This window comes from Rhodoferax sp. (assembly GCF_025354435.1).
Taxonomy (GTDB): Bacteria; Pseudomonadota; Gammaproteobacteria; order Burkholderiales; family Burkholderiaceae_C; genus Rhodoferax_B.
Window position 1 is genome coordinate 1 of the sequence record NZ_JANXMU010000071.1, and the last position, 24,779, is coordinate 24,779.

The window sequence follows — 24,779 nt, forward strand, 5'->3', positions numbered from 1 at the left end:
GGGCGCAAAGTGGGCCCAAAGGCCCGCGAACCTAGCCCCAAGGGGTTAGAAAACGACTCGTTTTGGCCGGATTCGGCGCATTCTTGTTATCAGTACCCCGGAAGAGCCATTTTGAATGGCCTTGTTCAGCATTGCCCTAAGGCCCGCACCATGAACCACCACATTGCGCTCCAGTTTGAAGACGGTGTCACCCGCTTCATCGATGCGTCTGCTACAGAAACCGTAGCTGATGCCGCTTATCGCCAGGGCATGAACATCCCTTTGGACTGCCGTGACGGGGCCTGCGGCACCTGCAAGTGTTTTGCCGAATCCGGCCAGTACACCCTGGGCGAATACATCGACGATGCCATGACCGAAGACGAAGCCCGGCAGGGCTACGTGCTCACCTGCCAGATGCGGGCAAAAAGCGACTGCGTGGTGCGGGTGCCCGCGTCGTCCAGCGTGTGCCGCACCCAGCAAGCCCGCTACGAGGCCGCCATCACCCAGGTACGCCAAGTATCGCCGAGCACGATTTCGCTGTCGATCCAGAGCGAGACCCTGAACAAGCTGGCTTTCCTGCCGGGCCAGTACGTCAACCTGCAAGTTCCGGGCAGCACCCAGACGCGTGCGTACTCGTTCAGCTCGCTGGTGCGCGACGGCACGGTGTCCTTTCTGGTGCGCAACGTGCCCGGCGGCCTGATGAGCAGCTACCTCACAGGCCAGGCCAAACCCGGCGACACCCTGACCCTGGCCGGGCCGCTGGGCAGCTTTTACCTGCGCGATATCCAGCGACCCCTGCTGCTGCTGGCGGGCGGCACCGGTCTGGCCCCGTTCACCGCGATGCTGGAAAAAATTGCCCAGCAAGGCAGCGCCCACCCGCTGCACCTGGTGTACGGCGTCACCCACGATGCCGACCTGGTGGAGATGGACACGCTGCAAGCCCTGGCCGAGCGCATCCCGAACTTCAGCTTCTCTGCCTGCGTGGCCAGCGCCGACAGCCACTACCCCCACAAGGGCTACGTGACGCAGCACATCGCGCCCGCGCACCTGAACGACGGCAATGTGGACATCTACCTGTGCGGCCCTCCGCCCATGGTGGAAGCCGTGGGCCAGTTCATCCGCGACAAGAACCTGAAGCCCGCCAACTTCTACTACGAAAAATTCTCGGCCAGCGCCTGAGCGCCTGCCCCCGCCTACGGCCCGATCCATACGGGCATTTTTGGAGTGACACCATGAACCCACGATTTCACACCCAGGTCGCCGTCATCACCGGCGCGGCCCAGGGCATTGGCCGCAGCGTGGCCCTGCGCATGGCGGCCGAAGGTGCCAGCCTGGTGCTGGTTGACCGCTCAGAACTGATCTTTGAACTGCGCGACGAACTGGCCCGCAGCGCCAACGCCACACCGGTGCTGGCACTGACCGCCGACATGGAGAAAAGCGCCGATTGCCAGCGCACCATGGATGCCGCCGTGGAGCGGTTTGGCCGCATCGACGTGCTGGTCAACAACGTGGGCGGCACCATCTGGGCCAAGCCTTTTGAGCACTACCAAGTGGAGGAGATCGAGGCAGAAGTGCGCCGCTCGCTGTTCCCCACCCTGTGGTGCTGCCATGCCGCCTTGCCCACCATGCTTAAGCAGGGCAAGGGTGCCATCGTCAATGTCTCGTCGATTGCAACGCGCAGCCTCAACCGCGTGCCCTACGGCGCAGCCAAGGGCGGCGTAAATGCCTTGACCGCCTGCCTGGCATTGGAAACCGGTGAGCGGGGCGTGCGGGTCAACGCGGTGGCCACAGGCGGCACCGAGGCCCCGCCACGCCGCATCCCGCGCAACACCGCAGAGCAGACCGCTCAGGAAAAAGTCTGGTACCAGCAAATCATCGACCAGACCACCTCGTCCAGCCTGATGAAACGCTACGGAACCATTGACGAGCAGGTCAACGCCATTGTGTTCCTGGCCTCCCATGAGGCCTCCTACATCACCGGCATCACCATGCCGGTGGGTGGCGGCGACCTCGGCTGAGGCAATTTTTTGCAAGCATTTCAACAATATCCACAAAGAGACAAACCATGCGACACATCAATGTACACAAGCTGTCCGACGAAGCCACATTCAATGGCTTCCACGGCAAGGTTCTTCTATGGTGCGCCCTGATCATCATCTTTGACGGCTATGACCTGGCGGTGGCGGGCATTGCACTGCCGTCCATCATGAAGGAGATGGGTGTCACCGCCCAGAACGCGGGCTTCATGGTCAGCTCGGCCCTGTTTGGCATGATGTTCGGAGCCATCTTCCTCGGCACTATCGCCGACAAGATCGGCCGCCGCAAGGCCATCGCCATCTGCATCTTTTTGTTCAGCGTGTTCACCGCAGCCGCAGGCTTTACCCACGACCCGGTTGCCTTCACTGCCATGCGCTTCCTGGCCGGTCTGGGCATCGGCGGTGTCATGCCCAACGTGGTGGCGCAGATGACCGAATACTCGCCCAAGAAGATCCGCGCCACCATGGTCACGCTGATGTTCAGCGGCTATGCCGTGGGCGGCATGCTGGCCGCCTTGCTGGGCAAGGGCCTAATCGAAGCCTACGGCTGGGCATCCGTCTTTCTGGCCGCCGGTTTGCCGGTGCTCCTGATTCCGTTCATCCTGAAGCCGCTACCCGAATCCATGCCCTTCCTGATCCAACAAAACCGCCTGGACGAGTTGAAGAAAATCGTCTCGCAACTCTCCCCGAGTTACCGGCCCGATGCCAATGACCGCTTCGCGCTGCCATCCACAGACCGGGCAGAAGGCGCGCCCATCGGCAAGCTCTTCCAGGATGGCCGGGGCTTCAGCACGGTGATGTTCTGGATCACCTTTTTCATGTGCCTATTCATGGTGTATGCCCTCAGTTCGTGGTTGACCAAGCTGATGGCCGGTGCGGGCTACAGCCTGGGTTCCGCACTGACCTTTGTGCTGGTGCTCAACTTTGGAGCGATGGTTGGCGCAGTGGGCGGCGGCTGGCTGGCCGACCGCTTCCACATCAAATATGTGCTGGTGGGCATGTACGCGCTGGCCGCCGTGTCGATCACGCTGCTGGGCTACAAGGTATCGACAGAAATGCTGTTTGTGCTGGTCGGGCTGGCCGGTGCATCGACCATCGGCACGCAAATCGTCACCTATGCCTATGCGGGCCAGTTCTACCCGATGGCCGTGCGCTCGACCGGCATCGGCTGGGCATCGGGCGTGGGCCGCAGTGGGGCCATCCTGGCACCCATTGTGATCGGCACGCTGGTGGGCATGGCGCTGCCACTGCAGCAGAACTTCATGGCGATTGCCATTCCCGCCGTGATCGCCATGCTGGCCGCATCGATGATCAACCACCGCCGATCGGCCTCGGCCAGCCATGAAAACCTGGGCCTGGCAGTGCCTGCGGCTTCGGCTGTCGCGGGCAAGTAAGCGCCCCGGTTCCGGCGCAGCTTCGCTATGTACAAAGACTTTTCCCTGTCGGCGATAACGGCGGGATTCCTGGCGGTGCTGATTTCCTATTCCGGCCCGCTGGTGATCTTTTTTCAGGCGGCCCAGAATGCCCACGTATCCCCGGACATGATGGCTTCTTGGGTCTGGGCGATCTCCATCGGTGCCGGGGTCTCAGGCATTGTGCTGAGCTGGTGGCTCAAGGTGCCGGTGGTGACCGCCTGGTCGGCCCCGGGCACGGCCTTGTTGGTGACGCTGTTTCCGCACATTTCGCTGGAACAAGCCGTAGGGGCCTACCTGGTGGCGGCGGTGGTCATTCTGGGCATCGGTACCTCGGGCTACTTTGACAAGCTGATGCACGCCATCCTCAAGGGCATTGCCAGCGCCATGATGGCGGGCATCTTGTTCCAGTTTGGGGTGGGCACATTCCAGGCGGTTAAAACCATGCCCGCCATCACCTTCGGCATGATCGCTGTCTACTTGCTGTTCCGGCGCTTGCTGCCCCGATACTGTCTGGTGGTCTTGCTCATCGCCAGTCTGGCCATGGCGGTCGCCTTCAAAGGCGTGAGCCTGGCCGGGGTGGGTTTGCACCTGGCCAGCCCAGTGTTCATCCGACCGGAATGGACCTGGGGTGCCACCCTCAGCCTGGCGCTGCCCCTGGTACTGGTCAGCGTGACGGGGCAGTTCCTGCCGGGCATGGCGATTTTGCGCAGCGCGGGCTACAGCACACCGGCCCGGCCCATCATCATGGTGACCAGCCTGGCATCCATAGGAGCGGCCTTTTTTGGCGGCATCACGGTGGTGATTGCGGCCATCACCGCCGCACTCTGCACCGGCAAAGATGCGCACGAAGATGCCCGCAAGCGCTATGTGGCCGGTATCGCCAACGGCGTTTTCTATCTGGTAGGTGGCTGCTTTGCAGGCACCATCATTTTGTTTTTTGCGGCCCTGCCCAAAGAGCTGATCGCGGTGCTGGCCGGGCTGGCCTTGGTCGGGGCTATATCGGGCAGCCTGGCCGGAGCCATGCAGGAGGCCGACCACCGCGAGGCATCGGTCATCACCTTTTTGGCCACTGCATCGGGCATGGGCTTCTGGGGCCTGGGGTCGGCGTTTTGGGGCGTGGTGTTGGGGGCGGTCGCCTACCTGCTGTTGCACAAGCGCTGGTCCGCCCCAGCGCAGTCTGTTTAGCGGGCCCGGCTGGAGCGCAACAGCATGGAAATCGTACTGGCCGCCTCGCGCAGAGCGGGCAGCATGGTCTGCTGCATGGCCTCGGCGCTGCTGCGGTTGGCCTGGCCTGAAATGTTCAGCGCCGCCACGGTCACACCAGCCCGGTTGAACACCGGGGCCGCCATGGAAATCAGGCCCTCCTCCAGCTCCTGGTCCACCAGGCACCAGCCCTGGGCATGCACCTGCTGCACCTGCCGCAGCAGCTCGGCCGGGTCGGTCAGGGTGTGGCGGGTGCGGGCCTGCAGATCGGTAGCGCGCAAATGATCCACCACCTCGGCATCCGACAAACCCGCCAGCAGCACCCGGCCCAGCGAGGTGCAGTAAGCCGGCAGGCGCGAGCCCACGCCCAGGTTCAGCGACATGATTTTGTGGGTGTGCACGCGCAGCACATAAACGATGTCGCTGCGGTCCAGCACGGCGGCGGAGCACGACTCCTTGACCTGGTCGGCTAGGCGCTCCATCACCGGCTCGGCCAGGTTCCAGATCGGCAAGGACGACAGATAGGCAAAGCCCAGCTCCAGGATGCGCGGCGTGAGGTGGAAATACTTGCCGTCGCCGTCCACATAGCCCAGGGTTTGCAGGGTCAGCAGGATGCGGCGCGCACCGGCGCGGGTCAGGCCCGTGCTGGCCGCCACCTCGCTCAGGGTTTGCTGCTGCGCCTGGGCGTTGAACGAGCGGATCACCTCCAGCCCGCGGGCGAAGGACTGCACGTAGCTGTCGCCGGGCTCGGGAGCGCTCTCCGAGCGGACTGCGGAATTTGCCATAGTCAGTGAAATCTTTTAAAATTCATTATACGAACATTTGTTCTTATTGAGAACAACGGGATGCCGCACCCTTTGCGGAAAACATTGCAGGAGTGAGTGTGTGATCAACAAAATTGCGGCCTCGGTTGCCGAGGCATTGTCAGGTATCCAGGACGGGGCCACCGTGCTGATCGGTGGCTTCGGCACCGCCGGTATCCCCAACGAACTCATAGACGGTTTGATAGACCAAGGGGCCCGCGACCTGACCGTGGTCAACAACAACGCGGGCAATGGCGAGACCGGGCTGGCCGCGCTGCTCAAGGCCGGACGGGTGCGCAAGATCATCTGCAGCTTTCCGCGCCAGGCCGACAGCCAGGTGTTTGACGGCCTGTACCGCAGCGGCCAACTCGAACTGGAACTGGTGCCCCAGGGCAACCTGGCCGAGCGCCTACGCGCCGCCGGGGCCGGCGTGGGTGCATTCTTTACCCCTACCGGCTTTGGCACGGAGCTGGCCAAGCATGCCGACGGCAGCCCCAAGGAGACCCGGACCATCAACGGCAAGCCGTACGTGCTGGAGTACCCGATCTACGGCGACGTGGCCTTGATCAAGGCCGAGAGCGGTGACCGCTGGGGCAACCTGGTCTACCGCAAGGCAGCCCGCAACTTTGGCCCGGTGATGGCCACCGCCGCCAAGTGCACCGTAGCCACCGTGCACTCCATCGTGGAACTGGGCACGCTGGACCCCGAGGCCATCGTCACGCCCGGCATCTTTGTTTCCAAGATCGTCCAGATCCACCACGTGGCCACCCAAGCCGGTGGCTTCAAACACGCCGCATAGGCCGGAGATACAGCATGAGCAGCTACCAAAAACGCAGCAAAGACGAACTCGCCCAGCGTGTGGCCCAAGACATCCACGACGGGGCCTACGTCAACCTCGGCATCGGCCAACCCACCCTGGTGGCCAACCACATCCCGGCCCATAGGGAAGTGGTGCTGCACAGCGAAAACGGCATCCTCGGCATGGGCCCGGCCCCCGCTGCGGGGGAGGAAGACTACGACCTGATCAACGCGGGCAAGCAACCGGTGACCTTGCTGGACGGCGGCGCGTTCTTCCACCACGCCGACAGCTTCGCCATGATGCGCGGCGGCCACCTGGACATCTGCGTGCTGGGCGCGTTCCAGGTCTCTGCCACCGGCGACCTGGCCAACTGGAGCACCGGCGAGCCCGGCTCCATCCCCGCCGTGGGCGGTGCCATGGACCTGGCCATCGGTGCCAAACAGACCTGGGTGATGATGGATTTGCTGACCAAAAAGGGCGAAAGCAAGGTGGTCGAGGCCTGCAGCTACCCCCTTACCGGCATCGCCTGCGTCAAGCGCATCTACTCCGACCTGGCCACCCTGGCGTGCACGCCGCAAGGCCTGCAGCTGATCGACAAGGTCGATGGGCTGGAACACGCCGAACTCGAGCGTCTGGTGGGCCTGCCCATCCAGGCCTGACCGCCACCGTTGCCCCCACCCCTACCGAGAACCCCATGAACCAAGCATTTATCTGCGATGCCATCCGCACCCCCTTTGGCCGCTACGGCGGTGCCCTGAGCAGCGTGCGCGCCGATGACCTCGGTGCCATTCCCCTGCGGGCGCTGATGGCCCGCAACCCCAAGGTTGACTGGGCGGCAGTCACCGATGTCATCTACGGCTGCGCCAACCAGGCCGGTGAAGACAACCGCAACGTGGCCCGCATGAGCGCGCTGCTGGCGGGCCTGCCGCTGGCGGTGCCCGGCTCTACCGTGAACCGCCTGTGCGGCTCGGGTTTGGATGCTTTAGGCACTGCAGCGCGCGCCATCAAAGCTGGAGAAGCTACATTAATGATAGCAGGCGGTGTGGAAAGCATGAGCCGTGCCCCCTTCGTCATGCCCAAGGCCGAGTCCGCCTTCAGCCGCAGCAACGCGGTGCACGACACCACCATCGGCTGGCGCTTTATCAACCGGCTGATGAAAGAGCAGTACGGCGTGGACTCCATGCCCGAAACGGCAGAGAACGTGGCTACCGACTTCCGCATCAGCCGCGAAGACCAGGACACCATGGCCTTGCACAGCCAGTTGCGTGCCGTGGCCGCGCAAAAAGCCGGGCACCTGGCGCGCGAGATCACCGCCGTCACCATCCCGCAAAAAAAAGGCGACGCCACCGTGGTGGACACCGACGAGCACCCGCGTGCCACCAGCATGGAGACCCTGGCCAAGCTCAAGCCCGTGGTGCGTCCCGGCGGCACAGTCACGGCAGGCAATGTCTCGGGGGTGAACGATGGCGCCTGCGCCCTGTTGCTGGCCGATGCAGCCAGCGCTGCTAAATACGGCCTGACTCCGCGTGCCCGCGTGGTGGGTATGGCGACGGCCGGTGTGGCCCCGCGTGTCATGGGCATCGGCCCGGCACCTGCCACCGAAAAAGTGCTGGCCCTCACCGGCCTGACGCTGGCACAGCTCGACGTGATCGAGCTAAACGAGGCCTTTGCTGCGCAAGGCCTGGCGGTGCTTCGCCAATTGGGCCTGCAAGACGATGACGAACGGGTGAATGCCTGGGGGGGCGCCATTGCGTTGGGCCACCCTTTGGGCGCCAGCGGCGCGCGCCTGGCCACCACCGCCATCAATCGCCTGCACGCTACCGGTGGCCGCTATGCGCTGTGCACCATGTGCATCGGCGTGGGCCAGGGCATTGCCCTTGTATTGGAAAGAATGTGATGGCTGGATGCATCCGGCCGCCCATTCCCACAATGGATCGGCGATGCCAGGCCCAGTCAGATGGTGGATGGCGAGATGGATAAACCTTGGAGCACTTTAAGTGCGCGTTGGTAGAGATAGCCGGGAACGTGTACGTCGTCGCTTCAGCGCCGTTTTGGCGGCCGAAGATGGAGAAGGCATTGGGGGCTACTCCATGTAGAGCCATGAAGAACCCGACCGAGTAACGCCCGATACCAATTCGGGTGGTACCGCAAACCCACAAGCCATATCGCAGAAAATGAAAAAGTCGTTGTAAATCATAGATTTACAACGACTTTTTACTTACGTGGCGGAGTGGACGGGACTCGAACCCGCGACCCCCGGCGTGACAGGCCGGTATTCTAACCAACTGAACTACCACTCCTGGTAGATAGCTTTCGGCACATGACTCTTGCGAGTAACATACCCAAGCGCTACAACTTGGCGACCCTACGGGGATTCGAACCCCGGTACCTACCGTGAAAGGGTAGTGTCCTAGGCCTCTAGACGATAGGGTCAAAACCTTGGAACAACGTTATCAAAAATAACTTCCACACTTGAAAGAAGTGGTGGAGGTAAGCAGGATCGAACTGCTGACCTCTTGCATGCCATGCAAGCGCTCTCCCAGCTGAGCTATACCCCCCAACTTTGTCTCCAACTCTGCTTTGCCTTGTAAGCTCTGCTTTGTTGTTAACCTTCCAAGCCTTGAATTATAGCGCGCAAATTACGATGTTTGCAAGCGTTGCAAAACTTTTTCGCGAGAACTTAAAAAAAGCACCGCATCCAGCGATGGCGTCTGGGCCGTTCCCATAACCAGCACGCGCACCGGCATGGCCAGTTGGGGCATCTTCAGGCCCTGCGCCGCCAGCACCTCCTTGATGGCCGCCGCAATGCTAGGCTTGTCCCAGGCGCAGCTAGCGAGCTTCTCGCGCAGCAAAGCCAGCGCGGGCCGGATGGCCGGTGTGACGTGCTGGGCCAGCTCTTCGGCTTTGGGTGTTACATCGGCGTAAAAGGTAGCGGCCCATTCGGCCAGCACCACGGTGGTATCGCAGCGGTCTTTGAACAGGCCGCAGATGGCGGGCAGGCGCTCGTCGCTGGCGATGCACTTGGCCTGTAGGTGCACGGCTACCAGCGCCGCCAGTGCGTCGTCGGCCATAGCCTTCAGATGCTGGGCGTTGACCCAGCGCAGCTTGGCTTCGTCGAACTGCGCGGCACTCTTGCCCAGGTGGTCCAGGTTGAACCACTGCAGGAATTGTTCGCGGCTGAAGATTTCGTCGTCACCATGGCTCCAGCCCAGGCGGGCCAGGTAATTGACCATGGCATCGGGCAAGTAACCTTCTAACGCGTACTGCGTCACCGGTTTGGCACCGTTGCGCTTGCTCATCTTCTCGCCCAGCTCGTTGAGCACGGTGGGCAAATGGGCGTACACCGGCGGCTCTTTGCCCAGGGCGCGGAAGATATTGATCTGGCGCGGCGTGTTGTTGACGTGGTCGTCGCCCCGGATGACGTGGGTGATGTCCATGTCCAGGTCGTCCACCACCACGCAGAAGTTGTAGGTGGGCGTGCCGTCGGGGCGGGCAATCACCAGGTCGTCCAGCTCGTCGTTGCTGATCTCGATACGGCCCTTGACCTTATCGTCCCACACCACCAAGCCGCCCTGCGGGTTCTTGAAGCGCAGCACGGGCTGCACGCCTGCGGGAATGGGTGGCAGGGTTTTACCGTCTGCAGGTCGCCAGGTGCCGTCGTAACGGGGCTTTTCCTTGGCCTCCATTTGCGCGTCGCGCAGGGCATCCAACTTGGCCACTGACATATAGCAGGGGTACACGTGCCCGGCGGCCACCATATCGGCCAGCACGGCCTTGTAACGCTCCATGCGTTGCATTTGGTAGAACGGGCCTTCGTCATAGTCCAGGCCCAACCACTGCATGCCTTCGATAATCACGTCCACCGCGACCTGGGTGGAGCGCTCCACGTCGGTGTCTTCGATGCGCAAGATGAAATCGCCGCCGGTGGCACGCGCAAAGGCCCAGGGGTACAGGGCGGAACGGATGTTGCCCAGGTGGATAAAGCCGGTGGGCGACGGGGCGAAACGGGTACGGGTCTTCATAACACTCTTAAAAATTAGGCGGGTTCGGCATTGGGCAGGGCCAGACGGGAGTTTTCGCCACCCGACTCTTGCTCTACTGGGCGGTTGTCGCGCATGCGCTGTATGTCGTCGGTAGTGATGTCGCCGGTGACGTACACGCCGTCAAAGCAAGAGGCATCGAAGCCGCTGATGGGCATATTGGGCGAACCGGCAGAGGTGTCGGTGGCGGCCCAGATGGCGCGCTTCATGCCGTCCACATCCTGGTAAATCAGCGCATCGCAGCCGATCAGCTCGCGGATCTGCTCCACGGTGCGGCCATGCGCTACCAGCTCGTCCTTGGTCGGCATGTCGATGCCGTAGACGTTGGGGAAGCGCACCGGTGGCGCGGCGCTTGCCATGTAGACCTTGCGGGCACCGGCGTCGCGGGCCATCTGCACGATTTCTTTCGAGGTGGTGCCACGCACGATGGAGTCGTCTACCAGCAGCACGTTGCGGCCCTTGAATTCGCTGGCAATCGCGTTGAGCTTCTGGCGCACCGACTTTTTGCGGACTTCGTGGCCGGGCATGATGAAGGTGCGGCCCACGTAGCGGTTTTTCACAAAACCTTCGCGGTACGGCAGGCCCAGCAACTGCGCCAGCTGCATGGCGCTGGGGCGGCTGGACTCGGGAATCGGGATCACCACGTCGATGTCTTGCGGCGGCACGGTGGAAATCACCCGCTTGGCCAGGGTCTCACCCAGGTTCAAACGCGCCTGGTAGACCGAGATGCCATCCATCACCGAATCGGGTCGGGCCAGGTAGACGTATTCAAAGATGCAGGGGTTCAGCGTGGGCGCATCGGCGCACTGCTGGGCGTGCACATTGCCTTCCAGGTCGATGAACACGGCTTCACCGGGGGCCAGATTTCGCTCCAGGGTATGCATGGTGCCTTCCAGGGCCACCGATTCGCTGGCGAACATCACCGAGCCGGGCGCGCGGCCCATGCACATGGGGCGGATGCCATACGGGTCGCGGAACGCCAGCAGGCCGTGGCCCGCGATAGAGGCGATCACGGCGTACGAGCCGCGCACCCGGCGGTGCACATTGCGCACGGCGGCAAACACGTCCATCGGCGACAGCGGCAAACCACGGGTGGATTTTTCGATCTCGTGCGCCAGCACGTTGAGCAGCACTTCGGAGTCGCTCTCGGTGTTGATGTGGCGGTGGTCGGTATTGAACAGCTCGGCCTTCAGCGCGTGGGCATTGGTCAGGTTGCCGTTGTGCACCAGCACGATGCCAAAGGGCGCGTTCACGTAGAAGGGCTGCGCCTCTTCTTCGCTGTAGGCATTGCCCGCCGTGGGATAGCGCACCTGGCCCAAGCCACAATTGCCCGGCAGGCCGCGCATGTCGCGGGTACGGAACGCATCGCGCACCATGCCCTTGGCCTTGTGCATGAAGAACTTGCGGTCCAGCTGGGTGGCGATACCCGCCGCATCCTGGCCCCGGTGCTGCAACAGCAGCAAGGCGTCATAGATCAACTGGTTCACAGGGGCGTTGCTAACAACTCCAACGATTCCACACATGGTTTATTCCCTAGCGAGTGACTTGCGTCATGGTAAAAATTTAGAAAAAGCCTCCGGCAACACGGGCCGGGCGGTGTGCAGCACTTCGGTGACCACACCGGCGCTGCGCGACTCTTGCCACCATGCACCTTGGTGCATGCCTGTCAGGTGGACGACGACACCGCCGATCAACACCAAAATGACACCGCGCAGCAGGCCAAACACAGCCCCCAGCACGCGGTCCACTGATCGCAGGCCTACAGCCTGCACCAGCGTTTTGATCAAACGGGCGACCAGTCCGGCGGCAAACGCGGCCGCCACAAATACCAGCACAAATCCGGCGGCAAACCGCAGCGTGCCAGAGGCGGTGCCCATGGGCAGCTTGGCGGCCACGTCGGCGGCAAACCACTGCGCCGCCACAAAAGCCGCAATCCAGCCCAGCACCGACAATACTTCGTACACCAGCCCCCGGAACGCGCCCAACAAAAGGGACATGAACAAAATGGCCAGCACAGCCCAGTCCAGCAGGGCCACGGAAGCCAGCACCTACAAAGACAAGATCGAGGCGGGCAAAGCCAGGCCCTTGATCTTGTTGGCGGCCTTTTCGGCCTCGGCCTTGCCAGTGAACGGACCCACCCGTACCCGGGTCCGTGGGCCATCTTTGGTATCTACGACCTGGGTGTAGGTTTTCAAGCCCGCGTGCTCCAGTTTCAGACGGGCTTCGCGGGCCTTGTCGGCATCTGCAAAAGCCCCCACCTGGACAATGAAACGGCCATCGCCTGCGTCGGCAACGGCTTTGCCATCCAACAGCGCGCGGGCCTTGGCCGCGTCGTCATCGGGCTTGTGGACGGGCTTAGGTTCCGCTTTGGGTTCAGGCTTGGATTCGGGTTTAGGTTCTGGCTTGGGCTCAGGTTTGGCGGGCTTTTCGGCCTTGGCCACGGGCCGGGAAGCCACCACTTCTTCTTTGGCATCCAGGCTGGACTCGGCCGACACCTTGGGTTCTTTGGCGTCCTTGACCTCTTTGGCGGGGGCGGCCACGGGCTCTTCGGTTTCGACTGGTTTCTCGACCTTGACGACGTTGAGCGGCTTGACCTTGGCTTTGTCGGGGATATCGATCGGGATATCGGACGCTACGGGGCGTGGCTGGGTGTCGAACAACAACGGGAAGCCGACCACGCCGACCAGCACCAGCAGCGCCGCGCCAATCAGGCGGTGCCGGGCGCGGCGGCGCATGCCGTCGATGGTTTCAGCGGGACCTGCCGACTGTTCGTCGCCTTTGGAGCCGCTGGGGCGAAACTTGAAAAATGCCATGCTGAGGAGAGTCAGGAACCCATGTGTTTGGCAGTCAGCCGGGGAATACCGCCTTGGAGGACGCCGCCGACCGTGTAAAACGAGCCAAAGACCACAATTCTATCAGCGGGGTCTGCGGCAGCGATGGCCGCCTGCAACGCCTGCATGGGGTCGGCGTGAACCGTGCTGGCTGCATTTTTACGGGTATTTTGGGCCAGCCACTGGGTTTGCAAGTGCGCCGCCGTGGCCGCACGGGGGGTGGGCATGTCGGTGAAATACCAGCGGTCGATCAGCGGGCCGATGCGCGCCAGCATGGGCAGCAAGTCTTTATCGGCCATGGCCCCGAAAACCGCATGGGTGGTGGGATAAAAGCCCATGGCATCCAGGTTCGCCGCCAGCGCCGCCACCGCGTGCGGGTTGTGCGCCACGTCCAGCACCAAGGTGGGCTGGCCGGGCACGATCTGGAAGCGGCCCGGCAGTTCGACCATGGACAAACCGGTGCGCACCGCCTGGGCGGTGATGGGCAACTGTTCGCGCAGCGCGGTCAGCGCCGCCAGCACGCCCGAGGCGTTCACGAGCTGGTTGGCCCCGCGCAGCCCCGGGTAGCCCAGGCCCGCGTACCGGCGCCCGCGCCCGGCCCAGCCCCACTGCTGCTTGTCGCCCGAGAAGTTGAAGTCTTCGCCAAAGCGCCACAGGTCGGCACCGATAGATTTGGCGTGGTCCAGCACGCTTTGCGGCGGCATGGGGTCGCTGACCACCACCGGCTTGCCCGCGCGCATGATGCCGGCCTTCTCGAAGCCAATGGCTTCGCGGGTGGTGCCCAAAAATTCCATGTGGTCCAGGTCGATGCTGGTGATGATGGCGCAGTCAGTATCGATGATGTTGACGGCATCCAGCCGCCCGCCCAGGCCCACTTCCAGAATCGCCACATCCAGCTGGGACTGCGCCATCAGCGCCAAAATCGCCAGGGTCGAAAATTCAAAATAGCTTAAGGAAATATCGCCTCTTGCGCTCTCCACCTCTGCAAAGTGCGCTACAAAATCCGCAGCACCTGCAATCTCGCCGCCAATCCGGCAGCGCTCTTCAAAATGCACTAGGTGCGGCGAGGTGTAGACCCCCGTGCGGTAGCCCGATTGCAGCAGGATGGCTTCCAGCATGGCGCAGGTCGAGCCCTTGCCGTTGGTGCCCGCTACGGTGATGACCGGGCAGGCAAGCGCCAAGCCCATGCGTTGGGCCACGGTGCGGACCCGGTCCAGGCCGAGTTCGATGATGGTGGGGTGGAGCCGCTCGCAGTGCGCCAGCCAGTCGTTCAAAGTGTCCATAGCCCCTATTGTCGCAAACGATAATCGGCCCATGATTACCCTCTACGGCATCCCCAATTGCGACACGGTCAAAAAGGCCCGCGCCTGGCTCGACACCCACGCCCTGCCCTACAGCTTCCACGACTTCAAAAAAGCCGGTGTACCCGCTGACCGGCTGGCCACCTGGACCCAGATTTTGGGCTGGGAGAAAGTGCTGAACCGCCAGGGCACCACTTGGCGCAAGCTGGACGCGGCCACCCAGGCCAGCGTGACCGATGCGGCCAGCGCCCAGGCGGTAATGCTGGCGCATGCCAGCACAGTCAAGCGCCCGGTGGTGGAATGGGGGGGTGATGTCCTTACAGTGGGCTTTAGCCCGGATGCCTGGGCCGACAAGATTCCCGGTTAATCCCTAGACTGGGCGGTCTTTCACTAACCCACCCAGTCACCCCATGATCAAACACCTGATAGCCGGCCTGGCCCTGTGCAGCGCCAGCGCCCTTGTTTTCGCGCAAGCCACCGCCACCACCGTGCGTTTGCGCGGCACCATCGAGAAGGTGGAGCCAGGCAGCATCACCCTCAAGGAGCGCAGCGGCGAGGTGGTGCAACTGGTGATGACCTCTGCCACGCCGGTGTCCGAGGTATTGCCGATCGCCCTGTCCGAAATCAAAGCCAGTAGTTTCATCGGCACCGCCGCCATGCCGCAGGCCGATGGCAGCCAACTGGCGCTGGAAGTACTGGTGTTTCCCGAGGCCGCACGCGGCGCGGGCGAGGGCCATTACCCATGGGACCTGCAGCCGCAAAGCACCATGACCAACGCCACCGTGGCCGATCTGGTGACCGCAGGCGATGGCCGCACGCTGACGCTGAAGTACAAAGACGGCGAAAAGAAGCTGCTGGTGCCCGCCAACGTGCCGGTGGTGACCTTCCAGCCCGCCGATGCCAGCCTGCTGGTACCCGGTGCCAAGGTGCTGGTGAACGCCCAGGTGGTAGACGGCAAGCCTACCGCGCAGCGCATTCTGGCGGGCCGCAACGGCTTCACGCCGCCCATGTAAGCCAACCATGTCAGCACAATTGCAGCGCTTAAAATCCGGGAACGCGTAGCTGCCGAATTTAGATAAAAAGTGCCTCTAGCGCATGTTATATCTAGGCAAGAAGCTACACAAACAGTAGCAAACTCTCTTTGTATCCATGATCACCACCCACATCCCCAGCGTCACCGTCACCACCCAAGCCAGCGTCTACTTCGACGGCAAGTGCATCAGCCACGGCATCACCTTTGCCGACGGCACGAAGAAAAGCGTCGGCGTGATCCTGCCCGCCACGCTGACCTTCAACACCGGTGCGCCAGAGATCATGGAAGGCGTGGGCGGCGAATGCGAATACATGCTGGCCGGTACGGACGTGTGGGTGAAGTCCGGCGAAGGCGAAACCTTCAATGTGGCGGGCAACACCAGCTTCCAAATTCGTGTAACCGCCCCGTACCACTACATCTGCCACTTTGGCTAAAGCAGCCGCCCGCGCCCGCTAGTTCTTCTGGAACAGCGGGTGCAGGTTGTTGTATTTACCGTCAAACACCTCGGGGCCCACGTCGATCTGCAACGTGATGCCGATCGGACGTTGGTCGAAGATGGGCGCGAAATGCGCCCGGGTACAGGCCAGCAAGGCCTCGCCCGCGCGCTGCTGGGTGGCCTCGCTGCGGCCCTTGCCCATGCGCAGATTCAGGTACACAAACGCGTAGTCCTCCTTGCCATCGGCCACCGCGTAGTGTGCCGCCGGGTAGGCCAGCACGCGCGTGCCGCCGGTGGGAAAGAGCTGTTTACCCGCGTCGTCCAGTACCCCCAGCATGGTGTCGGCCAAGCTGCGGCAGAGTTGGCCGATGTCGCTGCCGCCCTGGGCGGCGGGTGCGTCGAGTTGACCGGTGTAGAGGATGACGAGGTGCGGCATAGGAAATAAGAAGTTAAACAACAACCGGCTCGGGCTCCAGGCGGATGCCGAAGCGCTCGTACACGCTGGTCTGGATGGCTTTGGCCAGGGTCATCACCTCGCCGCCGGTGGCCGGGTGCTCGGCCCCGCCGCGGTTCACCAGCACCAGCGCCTGCTTGTCGTACACGGCGGCGTTGCCGACCGACTTGCCCTTCCAGCCACACGCGTCGATCAACCAGCCTGCGGCCAGCTTCACCGTGCCGTTGGCCAGCTGGTAATACACCACGCGGGGCTCGCGGGCGATGATGTCGGCGCACTGCTCGGCGCTGACGGTGGGGTTCTTGAAGAAGCTGCCCGCGTTGCCCAGCACCTGCGGGTCGGGCAGCTTGGCGCGGCGGATCTCGCAAATCCAGTCGAAGATCTGGCGCGCGCTGGGCGCGGTGATGCCGGTAGCGGCCATTTTCTTTTCCAGATCGAGGTAGCCCAGCACGGGTTTCCAGGCCTTGGACAGATGGAAACGCACGCGGGTGATCAGCGCCCGGCCCTCCAGCCCCATACCGCCCTGGTGCTTGAAGACCGAATCGCGGTAGCCAAAGGCGCACTGGGCGGCGTTCAGGGTAAAGCTGTCGCCGGTCAATAAATCCACCGCGTCCAGCGCCTCGAAGCGGTCTTGCAGCTCCACGCCGTAGGCTCCGATGTTTTGCACCGGCGTGGCCCCCACGGTGCCGGGGATGAGGGCCAGGTTTTCCAGCCCCCAGTAGCCCTGGTCCATCGTCCAGGCCACGAAGTCGTGCCAGTTCTCCCCGGCTCCGGCCTCGACCACCCAGGCTTTATCGGTCTCGGACACCAGGCGCTTGCCAAGCACTTCGACCTTGAGCACCAGGGGTTTCACATCGCCGGTGATGACGATGTTGCTGCCACCGCCCAGCACAAACTTGGGCTGCGGATGCAGCGTGGCATCGGAGCGCAGCGCCTGCAGATCGGCCTCGCTGCGGATGCGCACCAGCGTGTGGGCGCGGGCATGGATGCCAAAGCTGTTATAGCCGCGCAAGGGAACATTTTTCTCGATTAACATGCCTAGATTGTCCCACCGGGCGGCGGGCCATCTGCCAATACAGCCCTCGCCCACACCATATTTCCGAGAAAACCATGCCTTCATTCGATACCGTTTGCGAACCCGACATGCCCGAAGTGCGCAATGCCGTGGACAACACCACCAAAGAAATCACCACCCGCTTCGACTTCAAGGGCACCTCGGCCAGCATTGCGCTGAAAGACAAGGAAATCACCCTGATCGGCGACGCCGAATTCCAGCTCGACCAGATCATGGACGTGCTGACCAACAAGCTCACCAAGCGCAATGTGGACGTGAAGTTCCTCGATAAGGGCGACGTGCAGAAGATGGGCGGCGACAAGGTCAAAGTGGTCATCACGGTGCGCAGCGGCATCGAGACCGAAGTGTCGAAAAAAATCACCCGCGCCATCAAGGACAGCAAGCTCAAGGTCACCGCCGCCATTCAAGGCGATTCGGTGCGCATTACCGGTGCCAAGCGCGACGATCTGCAATCGGCCATGGCGCTGATCCGCAAAGAGATCACCGACCTGCCTCTGAGCTTCAACAACCAAAGAGACTGATGCACACCCTGCGCCGCCTCGGCCTGACCGTGCTCTGCGCGGCCGTGGTGGCGGGCGCGCAAGCCCAAACCGTGGCACTGAGCGGCATGATGGGCGGCAAGGCCCTGCTGCTGGTCGATGGCCGTGCGCCTAAAAGCGTAGCGCCGGGCGAAACCTATTTGGGGGTAAAGCTGGTGTCGGCTGCCAACGAAGAAGCGGTGGTGGAGATTGCGGGCAAGCGCGCCACGCTGCACATGGGCGAGTCGCCGGTCAGCGTCAAAGGCAAAGGGGCGGGCAACAAGATCGTGCTCACGGCCGACAGCCAGGGCCACTTCATCGGCCCCGGCAAGATCAATGGCCAGGCCATGCAGTTTGTGGTGGACACCGGTGCCACGGCGGTCAGCCTGAGCGTGAACGAGGCCGAGCGCATAGGCATCAATTACAAAACTGGCCAGCAGGTCAACATGAGCACGGCCAATGGCAACTCGGTCGGCTGGCGGGTACGGCTGGCCTCGGTGCGCATTGGCGATGTGGAGCTGCCGGGCGTAGAGGCGGTGATCACCCCGGCATCCATGCCCTACGTGTTGCTGGGCAACAGCTTTTTGACCCAGTTCCAGATGACCCGCATCAACGACCAGATGGTGTTGGAACGGCGCTACTAGCGCGCCCCACAGTTGGCAAACTACGTTCTCTGATAAATTCCGCCTGCAGACGATACAAGCAAGACTGCCCCACCCCGATCCATGTCCACCACCCAACTGCCCCACCCGCAGGATGCCGACTACGAAGACCTGCTCAGCCTGTGGGCCGATCTGGAGTCGGGCCTGGCCATGGTGCTGGCCAATCCGCGCAACATCCCCGACTTTGAATCCAAGATCCGGCAGTACGACCGCTGGATGCAAGACCTGCTGCAACAAGACACCGACACCGCGCTGTATTTGCTGTTCCAGTTGGCCACCAATGCGTCGGTCGGCTACAGCGCCCTGCACGCCCTGGTGTGCGCCGTGCTGTGCCACATCACCGCCCAGGAGCTGCGGCTGGTAGACAGCGAGCGCGACAGCCTGGTGTGTGCCGCCATGACCATGAACATCGGCATGACCCAGTTGCAAGACACCCTGGCCGTGCAAACCAGCCAACCCAGCGACACCCAGCAGGCGCAGATCCGTACCCATGCCGCCACCAGCCGCGAGGTGCTGGTGGACGTAGGCATCACCGACACCGACTGGCTGGACGTGGTGGCCACCCACCACAGCGCACACGACCCACGCAGCGACATCCAAAGCCTGGGCCTGGTGCCCCGGCTGGCCCACACCCTGCGGGTGGTGGACCGCTATGCCGCCATGGTCAGCCCGCGCAAATCGCGCACCGGGCGCAGCGTAACGGATTCGGTGCGCAGCATCATGGCCAGCGCCCTGGGCGCGCACGACCCGGTAGGTTTTGCGCTGGTGCGCGCCATTGGTCTGTGCCCACCCGGCACCTATGTGCGCATGGACAGTGGCGAAACCGCCGTGGTGTTGCGCCGCAGCGCCAAAGCCAACCACCCGCTGGTGGCCATGCTGTTGAACCGCAAGGGCGAAGCGTTTGCGCCACCCCGCCTGCACCGCACCGCCACCAGCAGCCCGTTGATCCAGGCCGCGCTGACCCAGGACGCGGTGAAGGTCCGCGTGAACCACCAGAGCCTGCTGCGCCAGGGCATCTACGCAGACCGGGCCGCAGCCCGCTAGTTCAAGCCGGTTTTTTGCCTTTGCCCAGGCGAGACTCTTTGCCGCCCAGCAAACGCACGATGTTTTCGCGGTGCCGGTAGAACAGCAGCGCACCCATCACGCAGATAGAGATGAGCACCGGCGTTTCGCTGTACCAGGCTCCACCGCTGCCCAGCACATAGACCACAGGGGCCAGGGCCGTGGCCACCAGCGAAGCCAGTGACGAAAATCGGAAGATGAAGGCTACCAGCAGCCAGGTCAGCATGGCCACCAGGCCCAGCAGCGGGTGGATGCCCAGCAGCACACCCAGCGCGGTGGCCACGCCCTTGCCGCCCACAAACTTGAAGAAGACCGGGTACAGATGGCCCAGAAACGCTGCCAGCGCGACCAAGGCAATGGTGCCGTCTTCCATGCCGTAGGGTGCGCCGTACCAGCCCACCAGCGCCACCGGCAGCCAACCCTTCACGCCGTCCAGCAGCAAGGTGGCGATGGCGGCGGGCTTGCTGCCCGAGCGCAGCACGTTGGTAGCCCCGGGGTTTTTGCTGCCAAAGGTGCGCGGATCGCTCAGACCCATCACCCGGCTGACGATGACGGCAAACGACAAAGAGCCCAGCAGGTAGGCGGCCAGGGTGGCCAAAACAGGGTAGATGGTCGGGTAAATCGTGGTCAAAATGTGTCTCCAAACTGGAGCGCATTTTGCCTGTTCGTCACAGGGGTATGGCGCAGTCCACCGGCTTTGCATTCAATAGCTGCACGCACACCTGCGGGTCCAGCCCCACCAGGTAGCCGCGCCGCCCGCCGTTGATGGCGATGCGGGGAAGTTCCAAAATGGCGGCCTCGATGTACACCGGCATGGTTTTACGGGTGGCGAACGGCGAGGTGCCGCCGACCAGGTAGCCGCTGTGCCGGTTCGCCACCTCGGGTTTGCAGGGCGTGACGGATTTGCAGCCGATCTGCCGCGCCAGGTTCTTCAGCGACACCGCGCGGTTGCCGTGCATCAGCACGAGCAGCGGCTTGGCGTGCTCGTCCTCCATCACCAGGGTTTTGACGACTGTGAACGGGTCCAACCCCAGCACCTCGGCACTGTGCTGGGCCCCGCCGTGCTCTACGTAGGCGTAGGGGTGCTCAGTGAAAGCCACGCCCTGCGCTTTGAGAAACTGGGTGGCGGGGGTCTCGGAAATATGCGCAGCTTTGGCCATACTCAAAAATTTATATAAAAAGTGCCTCTAGCGCATGTACCACCTACGCTAGTAGCTATTTAAATTATAACAACCTAAAAACACCTCCGATGCACATTAACACTCCGGGCTTATCCCAGAGAACCCGCGGGACCGGCTTCGCCGGACCGCTGGGTTCGCCCCCTGCAAGGGGGTTGGCGGAAACACGAAGTGTGAGCCTGGGGGTGAGCCTAATCACTGGGCTGGATCGCGCAGTTCCCAGCGGATTTTGTCGATGGCGGCCAGCAGGTCGGCGGGCAGGGTCTTGCCCCAGGCATCCAGGCACTCGTCCAGTTGCGCCAGGGACGTGACCCCGATGATGGTGCTGGCCACCTGCCATTTGGAATTACAAAACGCCAGCGCCATTTGCGTGGGGGTCATGCCGTTGGCGCGGGCCAGGGCGTTGTAGCGGCGCGCGGCTTCCAGCGCCTCGGGGCGGCCCCAGCGCTGTTTGCGCATCGACTCAAACATGGCCATGCGGCCCTGCGGTGCGTCCGGGCCGGTGGTGCCCGAGGCATCGTACTTGCCCGTCAACAGGCCAAAGCCCAGCGGCGAATAGGCCAACAGCGACACGCCCAGGCGGTGCATGGTTTCGTCCAGGCCGTTTTCCAGGGTGCGGTTGATCAGGCAGTAGGGGTTTTGCACGGTGGCCACGCGCGGCAGGCCGTGCTGCTCGGCCAAGCGCACAAACTCGTGCACGCCGTACGGGGTTTCATTCGACAGGCCGATGTTGCGCACCTTGCCCTGCTTGACCAGGGAGGCTAGGGCCTCCAGTTGCTCGTGGATGGAGGACACCGGCAGGTCTTTGTCCGGGTCGAAGTAGACGCCGCCAAACGCGGGCACGTGGCGCACCGGCCAGTGGATCTGGTAGAGGTCGATTACGTCGGTGTGCAGGCGGTGCAGGCTGCCATGGCAGGCGTCGATGATCTCGGCGCGGGTCAGGTCGGCGCTGCCGTTGCGGATCCAGCCCATACCGCGCGCCGGGCCCGCCACCTTGGTGGCCAACACCACTTTGTGCCGTGCACCGGGGTTTTTCATGAACCAGTGGCCCAGGATGGTTTCGGTGGCACCGTAGGTTTCGGCCCGGGCGGGCACGGAATATATCTCGGCCGTGTCCACAAAGTTCACGCCGCGCTCCAGCGAGCGGTCGAGGATGGCGTGGGCATGGGCTTCATCCACCTGCTCGCCAAAGGTCATGGTGCCCAGGCAAACGGCGGTGACTTGCAGGTCGCTTTGACCGAGTTGGATTTTTTTCATGGGGTCGGAGGTAGTCAGAAGGGGGTTTTTTCCATCCTACAACATGGCTGTGGCTAATATTGCGCCATGTACGCCATCCAACGCCCCTCGCGCAGCGAGTTCATCCCTATCCGCACCATCCGCTACCACGTCCGCCAATGGGGCCAGCCCCGCCCCGGCCAGCCGCCCCTGGTGCTGCTGCACGGCTGGATGGACGTGGCCGCCAGCTACCAGTTCATGGTGGATGCCCTGGCGCAAGACCGCCACATCCTGGCCCCCGACTGGCGCGGCTTTGGCCAGACCGGCAGCGGCGGGGCCGACAGCTTCTGGTTTCCCGACTACCTGGCCGACCTGGACTTTCTGCTGGACCACTACGCACCCGGCCAGGCCGTGGACCTGGTGGGCCACAGCATGGGCGGCCACGTGGCCATGCTGTATGCGGGTGTGCGCCCCGAGCGCATCCGCCGCTTGGTGAACCTGGAGGGCTTTGGCATGCCCGCCACCAAGGCCGCCCAGGCACCGGGCCGCTTCGCCCAATGGATGGACGGCCTGCACAGCCTGCACCAGGGCGAGATGGGCCTGAAAACCTACCCCGACCTGCGCGGCGTGGCCCGCCGCCTGATGAAGACCAACCCCCGCCTGCCCCAGGACAAGGCCGACTGGCTGGCCCAGCACTGGTCGGCCCCTACCATCCAGAACGACGGCACCCGGCCCTGGCAGATTCTGGGCGACCCGGCCCACAAGCTGCGCAACCCCCAGCTGTTCCGCGTGGACGAGGCTGTGGCCGTGTACCAGCGCATCACCGCGCCCACGCTGTCGGTCGAAGCCTCGGACGACAGCCTGGCCCGCTGGGGCCTGGGCTACACGCTGGCCGAATACCACGAGCGCCTGCAGTCGGTGCCCCAGGCCACGGTGGCGGTGGTCCAGGACGCGGGCCACATGCTGCACCACGACCAGCCCGCAGCATTGGCCCGGTTGGTAGAGGATTTTTTAGCCGAATAATGCAAGCTTTTTAGGCCTCTAGCGCATGTTCCACCTTGACATATAGCTATTAATTAAATAGCAATTGATTGCATAGCGCCTGGCGGTGATCTGTGTCAGTATGTAAGCACCTTGGCTACACGGGCGCTGCAAAGCGGTTAAGTATGAAACTGAGTCTCAAACTTCCCCTGGCGTTTGCCGCCGCCATGGTGCTGGTGCTGTGTGCCGCGCTGTTTGGCATCTACCAGCTGAACCAGTCGCTCAACACCTACCAGACCACGGTGCAGTCCAGCCACGCCAACGAACGCGCCATTTCCCACCTGCTCAATGACTTCAAGGTGCAGGTGCAGGAATGGAAAAACGTCTTGCTGCGCGGCAAAAACTCCGAGGCACTGGCGCGCTACTGGAAGTCGTTTGAAACCCAGGAGAGCAGCATTGCCAAAGCCGCCAGCACCTTGCAACAGGCCCTGCCGTCGGGCGAAGCGCGCAATCTGGTCGAGCGCTTTGCGCAGGCCCACCAAACCATGGGTGCAGCCTACCGCAAGGGGCTGGAAGCCTTCAAAGCCGCCGACTTCGACCCCACCGTGGGCGACAAGGCCGTGCAAGGCATGGACCGCGAACCCGCCAAGCTGCTGGACGATGCCGAAAAAACCATCGCCGCTGACAGCAGTGCCGTGGCCGACCTGGCCGCCCAGACCGGCCAACGCGCCACCCGCATCAGCCTGGCCGTCATGCTGCTAGTCTGCCTGGCCGTGATGCTGGCGAGCTGGCGCTTCAGCCGCACCATCACCACCCGCATCGGCCATGCGCTGGGCGTGCCCCGGTCGGTGGCCAGCGGCGACCTGACCGCCGCCCAGGCCGTGGTGGGTAAAAACGAGCTGGCCGACCTGCTCAACGCCCTCAATAGCATGCAAACCAGCCTGTCCAAGGTGGTCGGCAGCGTACGCGCCAGCGCCGAAAGCGTCTCCAGCGCCAGCCACCAGATCGCCGCAGGCAACCACGATCTGAGCGCCCGCACCGAAGCCCAGGCCTCGGCCCTGGAAGAAACCGCCGCCAGCATGGAAGAACTGGGCGCCACCATCCAACAAAACACCGACGGTGCCCAGCACGCCAACCAGCTGGCGCTGCAGGCCTCTAGCGTGGCCGTACGCGGCTCCGAGGTGTTTACCCGCGCGGCCGACACCATGACCGGCATTGCCCAGGCCTCTAGCAAGATCGCCGACATCGTGGGCGTGATCGACGGCATTGCCTTCCAGACCAACATCCTGGCGCTGAACGCCGCCGTAGAAGCCGCCCGCGCCGGGGAGCAGGGCCGGGGCTTTGCGGTGGTGGCCAGCGAGGTGCGCCTGCTGGCCCAGCGCAGCGCCGATGCCGCCCGCGAAATCAAAGGCCTGATCCAGACCAGCGTGCAGCGCATGGCCCAGGGCACGGCGCTGGTGGATGAGAGCGGGGCCGCCATGCAGGAAGTGGTGGCCTCCATCCGCCGCGTCACCGACATCATGGGCGACATCAGCGCCGCCAGCCGCGAGCAGACCCTGGGGGTGCAGCAAATCAGCGAAGCAATCACCCAGATCGACCAGACCACCCAGCAAAACGCCGCCCTGGTCGAGCAAAGCGCGGCTGCCGCCGACAGCCTGAAGCACCAGGCGGCCGAACTGGTGCACACCGTGTCGGTATTCCGGCTGGGCGGAACACGGCTTTTGGCCTGAAGCGCACAGCCGCAAAACGGCACTGCGT

Annotated in this window: 26 protein-coding genes and 3 tRNA genes; 15 read left to right on the plus strand and 14 right to left on the minus strand. The window is 63.3% G+C overall.

What is annotated here, in order from left to right:
- Nucleotides 1-150 precede the first annotated feature (150 nt).
- Genes benC through Q0T48_RS17545 form a run of 4 tightly spaced genes read left to right on the plus strand, consistent with a single transcriptional unit; the run spans nt 151 to nt 4,615 of the window.
- A complete protein-coding gene (benC, locus tag Q0T48_RS17530) occupies nt 151-1,158 on the plus strand; it encodes a benzoate 1,2-dioxygenase electron transfer component BenC (RefSeq protein WP_295958876.1) in 1,008 nt (335 codons plus the stop codon).
- A gap of 53 nt (nt 1,159-1,211) precedes the next feature.
- Nucleotides 1,212-1,997: a 1,6-dihydroxycyclohexa-2,4-diene-1-carboxylate dehydrogenase gene (locus Q0T48_RS17535; protein WP_295958878.1), complete on the plus strand. Its 786-nt coding sequence runs from the start codon at nt 1,212-1,214 to the stop codon at nt 1,995-1,997.
- Between the two features lie 47 nt (nt 1,998-2,044).
- On the plus strand, nt 2,045-3,409 hold the full coding sequence (locus Q0T48_RS17540) for an MFS transporter (RefSeq protein ID WP_295958881.1): 1,365 nt from the start codon (nt 2,045-2,047) through the stop codon (nt 3,407-3,409).
- A gap of 27 nt (nt 3,410-3,436) precedes the next feature.
- The gene (locus Q0T48_RS17545) at nt 3,437-4,615 is read left to right on the plus strand and encodes a benzoate/H(+) symporter BenE family transporter (RefSeq protein WP_295958884.1); all 1,179 of its coding nucleotides are present in this window, start codon (nt 3,437-3,439) and stop codon (nt 4,613-4,615) included.
- On the opposite strand, the gene Q0T48_RS17550 is transcribed toward Q0T48_RS17545, so the two are convergent.
- A complete protein-coding gene (locus tag Q0T48_RS17550; RefSeq protein WP_295958886.1) occupies nt 4,612-5,418 on the minus strand; it encodes an IclR family transcriptional regulator in 807 nt (268 codons plus the stop codon). The genes Q0T48_RS17545 and Q0T48_RS17550 overlap by 4 nt on opposite strands.
- A gap of 100 nt (nt 5,419-5,518) precedes the next feature.
- On the opposite strand from Q0T48_RS17550, the gene Q0T48_RS17555 reads away from it, so the two are divergent.
- The 3 genes from Q0T48_RS17555 to pcaF are packed head-to-tail and all read left to right on the plus strand — an operon-like array spanning nt 5,519 to nt 8,132.
- A complete protein-coding gene (locus Q0T48_RS17555; protein ID WP_295958888.1) occupies nt 5,519-6,235 on the plus strand; it encodes a 3-oxoacid CoA-transferase subunit A in 717 nt (238 codons plus the stop codon).
- Between the two features lie 14 nt (nt 6,236-6,249).
- Nucleotides 6,250-6,894 carry a 3-oxoacid CoA-transferase subunit B gene (locus tag Q0T48_RS17560; protein ID WP_295958889.1) on the plus strand — a complete coding sequence of 215 codons (645 nt, stop codon included), beginning with the start codon at nt 6,250-6,252 and terminating at the stop codon, nt 6,892-6,894.
- A gap of 35 nt (nt 6,895-6,929) precedes the next feature.
- Complete coding sequence (gene pcaF / locus Q0T48_RS17565) at nt 6,930-8,132, plus strand: 3-oxoadipyl-CoA thiolase (RefSeq protein WP_295958891.1); 1,203 nt, start codon at nt 6,930-6,932, stop codon at nt 8,130-8,132.
- Nucleotides 8,133-8,458: 326 nt separating this feature from the next.
- On the opposite strand, the gene Q0T48_RS17570 is transcribed toward pcaF, so the two are convergent.
- From Q0T48_RS17570 to folC, 8 genes are all read right to left on the minus strand, one after another.
- Nucleotides 8,459-8,535 (minus strand) — tRNA-Asp (locus Q0T48_RS17570).
- Nucleotides 8,536-8,592: 57 nt separating this feature from the next.
- Nucleotides 8,593-8,668 (minus strand) — tRNA-Glu (locus Q0T48_RS17575).
- Between the two features lie 49 nt (nt 8,669-8,717).
- A tRNA-Ala gene (locus Q0T48_RS17580) sits at nt 8,718-8,793 on the minus strand.
- 81 nt (nt 8,794-8,874) lie between these two features.
- Nucleotides 8,875-10,257, minus strand: a complete 1,383-nt coding sequence (gltX, locus tag Q0T48_RS17585) for a glutamate--tRNA ligase (RefSeq protein WP_295958893.1) — start codon at nt 10,255-10,257, stop codon at nt 8,875-8,877.
- 14 nt (nt 10,258-10,271) lie between these two features.
- Nucleotides 10,272-11,798 (minus strand): amidophosphoribosyltransferase, encoded by a 1,527-nt coding sequence (gene purF / locus Q0T48_RS17590; RefSeq protein ID WP_295958898.1) that lies wholly within the window; start codon nt 11,796-11,798, stop codon nt 10,272-10,274.
- A 27-nt stretch (nt 11,799-11,825) separates the two neighbouring features.
- Complete coding sequence (locus Q0T48_RS17595; RefSeq protein WP_295959023.1) at nt 11,826-12,311, minus strand: CvpA family protein; 486 nt, start codon at nt 12,309-12,311, stop codon at nt 11,826-11,828.
- Between the two features lie 12 nt (nt 12,312-12,323).
- Complete coding sequence (locus Q0T48_RS17600; RefSeq protein WP_295958901.1) at nt 12,324-13,088, minus strand: SPOR domain-containing protein; 765 nt, start codon at nt 13,086-13,088, stop codon at nt 12,324-12,326.
- Between the two features lie 11 nt (nt 13,089-13,099).
- Complete coding sequence (folC, locus tag Q0T48_RS17605; RefSeq protein ID WP_295958904.1) at nt 13,100-14,389, minus strand: bifunctional tetrahydrofolate synthase/dihydrofolate synthase; 1,290 nt, start codon at nt 14,387-14,389, stop codon at nt 13,100-13,102.
- A 31-nt stretch (nt 14,390-14,420) separates the two neighbouring features.
- Here folC and Q0T48_RS17610 point away from each other — a divergent pair, with 31 nt between their 5' ends.
- From Q0T48_RS17610 to Q0T48_RS17620, 3 genes are all read left to right on the plus strand, one after another.
- Nucleotides 14,421-14,774: an ArsC family reductase gene (locus tag Q0T48_RS17610; protein ID WP_295958905.1), complete on the plus strand. Its 354-nt coding sequence runs from the start codon at nt 14,421-14,423 to the stop codon at nt 14,772-14,774.
- Nucleotides 14,775-14,817: 43 nt separating this feature from the next.
- Nucleotides 14,818-15,420, plus strand: coding sequence for a hypothetical protein (locus tag Q0T48_RS17615; RefSeq protein ID WP_295958908.1), 603 nt, complete (start codon nt 14,818-14,820; stop codon nt 15,418-15,420).
- Between the two features lie 136 nt (nt 15,421-15,556).
- A complete protein-coding gene (locus Q0T48_RS17620) occupies nt 15,557-15,874 on the plus strand; it encodes a pyrimidine/purine nucleoside phosphorylase (RefSeq protein WP_295958911.1) in 318 nt (105 codons plus the stop codon).
- Between the two features lie 18 nt (nt 15,875-15,892).
- Here Q0T48_RS17620 and Q0T48_RS17625 read toward each other — a convergent pair whose 3' ends face one another.
- Together Q0T48_RS17625 and murB are read right to left on the minus strand one after the other, a co-directional pair.
- On the minus strand, nt 15,893-16,312 hold the full coding sequence (locus Q0T48_RS17625) for a 5-carboxymethyl-2-hydroxymuconate Delta-isomerase (protein WP_295958914.1): 420 nt from the start codon (nt 16,310-16,312) through the stop codon (nt 15,893-15,895).
- 13 nt (nt 16,313-16,325) lie between these two features.
- Entirely contained in the window at nt 16,326-17,366 is a 1,041-nt protein-coding gene (murB, locus tag Q0T48_RS17630; RefSeq protein WP_295958915.1) for a UDP-N-acetylmuramate dehydrogenase, read from the minus strand.
- A 74-nt stretch (nt 17,367-17,440) separates the two neighbouring features.
- Between murB and Q0T48_RS17635 the strand changes: the two genes are divergently transcribed.
- The 3 genes from Q0T48_RS17635 to Q0T48_RS17645 all read left to right on the plus strand — a co-directional run bounded on the left by Q0T48_RS17635 (nt 17,441) and on the right by Q0T48_RS17645 (nt 19,629).
- On the plus strand, nt 17,441-17,926 hold the full coding sequence (locus Q0T48_RS17635; RefSeq protein WP_295958918.1) for a YajQ family cyclic di-GMP-binding protein: 486 nt from the start codon (nt 17,441-17,443) through the stop codon (nt 17,924-17,926).
- A complete protein-coding gene (locus tag Q0T48_RS17640; protein WP_295958920.1) occupies nt 17,926-18,567 on the plus strand; it encodes a TIGR02281 family clan AA aspartic protease in 642 nt (213 codons plus the stop codon). The genes Q0T48_RS17635 and Q0T48_RS17640 overlap by 1 nt, the downstream gene beginning before the upstream one ends.
- A gap of 81 nt (nt 18,568-18,648) precedes the next feature.
- Complete coding sequence (locus Q0T48_RS17645; protein WP_295958923.1) at nt 18,649-19,629, plus strand: phosphodiesterase; 981 nt, start codon at nt 18,649-18,651, stop codon at nt 19,627-19,629.
- 1 nt (nt 19,630) lies between these two features.
- Here Q0T48_RS17645 and plsY read toward each other — a convergent pair whose 3' ends face one another.
- The 3 genes from plsY to Q0T48_RS17660 all read right to left on the minus strand — a co-directional run bounded on the left by plsY (nt 19,631) and on the right by Q0T48_RS17660 (nt 22,082).
- Entirely contained in the window at nt 19,631-20,278 is a 648-nt protein-coding gene (gene plsY, locus Q0T48_RS17650; RefSeq protein WP_295958926.1) for a glycerol-3-phosphate 1-O-acyltransferase PlsY, read from the minus strand.
- Between the two features lie 37 nt (nt 20,279-20,315).
- A complete protein-coding gene (locus tag Q0T48_RS17655) occupies nt 20,316-20,807 on the minus strand; it encodes an aminoacyl-tRNA deacylase (RefSeq protein WP_295958928.1) in 492 nt (163 codons plus the stop codon).
- Nucleotides 20,808-21,020: 213 nt separating this feature from the next.
- A complete protein-coding gene (locus Q0T48_RS17660) occupies nt 21,021-22,082 on the minus strand; it encodes an aldo/keto reductase (RefSeq protein WP_295958931.1) in 1,062 nt (353 codons plus the stop codon).
- Nucleotides 22,083-22,148: 66 nt separating this feature from the next.
- Between Q0T48_RS17660 and Q0T48_RS17665 the strand changes: the two genes are divergently transcribed.
- Nucleotides 22,149-23,063, plus strand: a complete 915-nt coding sequence (locus tag Q0T48_RS17665; protein WP_295958934.1) for an alpha/beta hydrolase — start codon at nt 22,149-22,151, stop codon at nt 23,061-23,063.
- Nucleotides 23,064-23,206: 143 nt separating this feature from the next.
- Complete coding sequence (locus tag Q0T48_RS17670) at nt 23,207-24,751, plus strand: methyl-accepting chemotaxis protein (protein ID WP_295958936.1); 1,545 nt, start codon at nt 23,207-23,209, stop codon at nt 24,749-24,751.
- The last annotated feature ends 28 nt before the right edge of the window (nt 24,752-24,779 follow it).